Annotated in this window: 3 protein-coding genes and 1 pseudogene; all 4 read right to left on the bottom strand. The window is 52.7% G+C overall.

Annotated elements, in window-relative coordinates:
• Positions 1–533 (bottom strand): annotated as a pseudogene (gene secD / locus ACTBDZ_RS16045) (protein translocase subunit SecD); the annotation flags it as partial.
• Between the two features lie 27 nt (positions 534–560).
• Positions 561–890 carry a preprotein translocase subunit YajC gene (gene yajC / locus ACTBDZ_RS16050; protein ID WP_438816050.1) on the bottom strand — a complete coding sequence of 110 codons (330 nt, stop codon included), beginning with the start codon at positions 888–890 and terminating at the stop codon, positions 561–563.
• Positions 891–1,004: 114 nt separating this feature from the next.
• Entirely contained in the window at positions 1,005–2,150 is a 1,146-nt protein-coding gene (tgt, locus tag ACTBDZ_RS16055; RefSeq protein ID WP_438816051.1) for a tRNA guanosine(34) transglycosylase Tgt, read from the bottom strand.
• 107 nt (positions 2,151–2,257) lie between these two features.
• Positions 2,258–3,346, bottom strand: coding sequence for a tRNA preQ1(34) S-adenosylmethionine ribosyltransferase-isomerase QueA (gene queA, locus ACTBDZ_RS16060; RefSeq protein ID WP_438816052.1), 1,089 nt, complete (start codon positions 3,344–3,346; stop codon positions 2,258–2,260).
• Positions 3,347–3,603 lie beyond the last annotated feature (257 nt).

Genomic DNA, 3,603 nt, shown 5'->3' on the forward strand with positions numbered 1-3,603 from the left:
ATCTCTACGGTATTGTCATCGGCTTTACGCACCGTAGCGTAAGGGATTCCCTTTTCACGCATATCTCTGTGAAGGGAATCAATGGTCTGCTCTTGCAGTTTACCTAACGCCGTTTCCATATCCACTTCCATCAGGAAGTGCACGCCGCCACGCAGGTCCAGACCCAGTTTCATGGGTTCCGCACGCAGCATGCGCAGCCAGTTTGGCGTAGCGGGGGCCAGGTTCAAGGCCACGACATACTTCTCACCCAATGCATTCACCAGCGCTTCACGGGCGCGCAGTTGAATATCCGGGGTAGAGAAACGGGCAAGGATCGCACCACTTTCTAACGCGAGCGATTTGCTGGTGATCTGCTGTTCTTGTAATACATTCTGGACTTGGATCAGCGTTGACCCACTGGCGGCGATACCTCGCGCGCCAGTGATTTGTACCGCTGGATCCTCACCATACAGGTTAGGAAGTGCATAAAGCAGGCCGATGACTAATGCCACGACCAGCATCAGGTACTTCCACAAAGGATAACGGTTTAACACGGCAGTTCCCTTCGGGAAAATCAAAAATTACAGGGCTTTGATGGTGCCCTTTGGCAATACTGCAGCCACAAAATCACGTTTGATAACCACTTCATTGGTGTCGTTCAGCGCGATAGCGATGTACCCGGTCTCATAGACTTTCGTCACACGACCCACCAAACCGCCCGTCGTCAGGACTTCATCCCCTTTGGAAATGGAGTCCATCAGTTTCTTGTGATCTTTAGCGCGCTTTTGCTGAGGACGCAGAATCATGAAGTAAAAAATCAGGCCAAAAACAGCCAGCATAATCACCAGAAAGTACGGACTTTGTGCCGGAGCGCCAGTTGCAGCTACAGCATCAGAAATGAAAAAACTCATTTAACTATCCTCTTTGTTATCAAACCAAACTTGTGCAAAAGTATATGAAATCCAAATGTGCCTAAAACGCTTCAACCGCACACATCACGCGCAGCAGGTACGAAAACCGCGTCGTCAGTCGTGTTGACCTGCCGCCGTTTCAGCAAGGGACGGCGCCGGCTTGCCAATCCGTTGGTAAAAATCTGCCACAAAGTGCTCTAATTTACCCTCTTCGATGGCCTGACGTAAACCCGCCATCAACCGTTGATAATACCGCAAATTGTGGATGGTATTGAGGCGCGCGACGAGTATTTCGTTGCAACGGTCGAGATGATGCAAGTAAGCGCGGCTATAATTGCGACACGTGTAGCAATCACAGTGCTCATCCAACGGACGAGTATCATCCTTGTGTACCGCATTGCGGATTTTTACTACACCCTCGGTGACGAACAGGTGGCCGTTGCGCGCATTGCGCGTTGGCATCACACAGTCAAACATGTCAATGCCGCGTCGCACGCTTTCCACCAGATCCTCAGGCTTGCCAACTCCCATCAGATAACGGGGTTTATCCGCAGGGATCTGCGGATAAACATGCTCCAGAATGCGGTGCATATCCGCCTTCGGCTCCCCTACTGCCAGGCCGCCCACAGCGTACCCATCAAAGCCAATCTCTACCAGCCCTTTTACTGAGACATCGCGTAAATCTTCGTAAACACTTCCCTGAATGATACCAAATAACGCATTGTTGTTATTGAGTTCATCAAAACGATCGCGGCTGCGCTTCGCCCAACGCAACGACATTTCCATCGAGCGTTTGGCATAATCCCAATCGGCAGGATAAGGCGTACACTCATCGAAAATCATCACGATATCAGAGCCGAGATCGTGCTGGATTTCCATCGATTTTTCTGGACTGAGGAAAATCGGGTCGCCGTTGATCGGATTACGGAAGTGCACACCCTCTTCGGTGATTTTGCGGATGTCACCTAGGCTGAATACCTGAAATCCGCCGGAATCGGTCAGGATCGGGCCATGCCACTGCATGAAATCATGCAAATCGCCATGCAGCTTCATGATCTCTTGGCCTGGGCGCAGCCACAGGTGGAAGGTGTTACCCAGCAGGATTTGCGCGCCGGTTTCTTTCACTTCCTCGGGCGTCATGCCCTTTACCGTGCCGTAAGTGCCAACCGGCATAAACGCCGGGGTTTCCACCACGCCACGCTCAAAAACAAGACGGCCACGGCGCGCGCGACCATCGGTTTGCAACAATTCGTATTTCACTTTGCCTCCAGCACCGGAAAAACAGTCCGATGTTGTTATTGGTAAGTCAGTCAACACGCCAACAGATTGCACTCTGCGGCGCTATTATGCGTTTGTTTCCAAAAAACTTAAGCGTCGTTATCCGCCGCACTGGCGATATGCTCCGCTTCAGCCGTGGGATTGCGCGTAATAAACATGGCGTCGCCGTAACTGAAAAAGCGATACTGCTCGTTCACTGCCGCACGGTAAGCCGCCATGGTGTGCTGATAGCCCGCAAACGCAGACACCAGCATGATCAGCGTTGATTCCGGCAGATGGAAGTTGGTCACCAGCGCGTCGATCACGCGATAATGATAGCCGGGATAGATAAAAATGCGGGTATCATCGAAGAAAGGGGCAATCAGCGCATCTTGTGCTGCCTGCGCCGCACTTTCCAATGAACGCACCGAAGTGGTGCCAACGGCGATCACGCGATTACCGCGCGCTTTACACGCCAGCACAGCATCGACCACCTCCTGCGGCACTTCAGCATACTCCGCATGCATGATGTGATCTTCGATGGTATCAACCCGCACGGGCTGGAAAGTGCCTGCGCCGACGTGCAGGGTGACAAATGCCATTTCAACCCCTTTCTCGCGCAATGCAGCCAGCAGCGGCTCATCAAAGTGCAGGCCCGCCGTCGGTGCGGCAACCGCACCGGGGCGCTGGCTATACACCGTTTGATACAGTTCACGATCTGCGTCTTCATCCGGTCGGTCAATATAAGGTGGCAGCGGCATATGGCCGATGTCGTTTAATATCGTCAGCACATCGCTCGTATCATCAAAGTGCAGCTCAAACAGCGTATCGTGGCGCTGGGCCATCACCGCTTTGACGCTGCCGTCTTCCCCCAGCAACAGTTCCGTTCCCGGTTTGGGCGCCTTGGACGCTTTGACATGCGCCAGCACACGCTGCGTGTCCAGCACGCGCTCAACCAGCACTTCAATCCTGCCACCGCTGGCCTTTTGACCAAACAAACGAGCAGGAATGACGCGTGTATTGTTAAACACCAGCAGATCGCCCGGTGCCAGCTTATCCAGCAGGTCGGTGAAAACACCATGGGTCAGGGCTCCCGTTGGTCCGTCCAGCGACAGCAATCGGCAACCGCTACGCTGCGCTTGCGGATAGTGCGCAATCAGCGCTTCGGGAAGTTCAAACGAAAAATCAGAGACTCGCATGGCTATTCACTTGGTTGTGCTATTTATAAAAGAGTGTTCGACAGGAACAGGTAAAAAAACGGCGGTCTAGTCTAGAGCCGTAAGCGCGCGGCTGCAACAAATAAGCAAACGGTGCACGAAATTGATGTAATGTGGGGGGGTGATCATTTTTACATAGCTAAGGGGGAGGTTCTAGGATGGTGCGATGCCTTTAATCGCGCGGCTTTCGTGAGATTTTAGGGGTTTTGCATAGCCCAGATAAAAATGAGCAAAAATCG

The sequence above is a fragment of the Symbiopectobacterium sp. genome (assembly GCF_051710365.1).
Taxonomy (GTDB): domain Bacteria; phylum Pseudomonadota; class Gammaproteobacteria; order Enterobacterales; family Enterobacteriaceae; genus Symbiopectobacterium.

Bases quoted from the DNA above. Each gene is read 5' to 3' on its own strand.
- yajC (WP_438816050.1), bottom strand. From the start codon at position 890: ATGAGTTTTTTCATTTCTGATGCTGTAGCTGCAACTGGCGCTCCGGCA.
- queA (WP_438816052.1), bottom strand. From the start codon at position 3,346: ATGCGAGTCTCTGATTTTTCGTTTGAACTTCCCGAAGCGCTGATTGCG.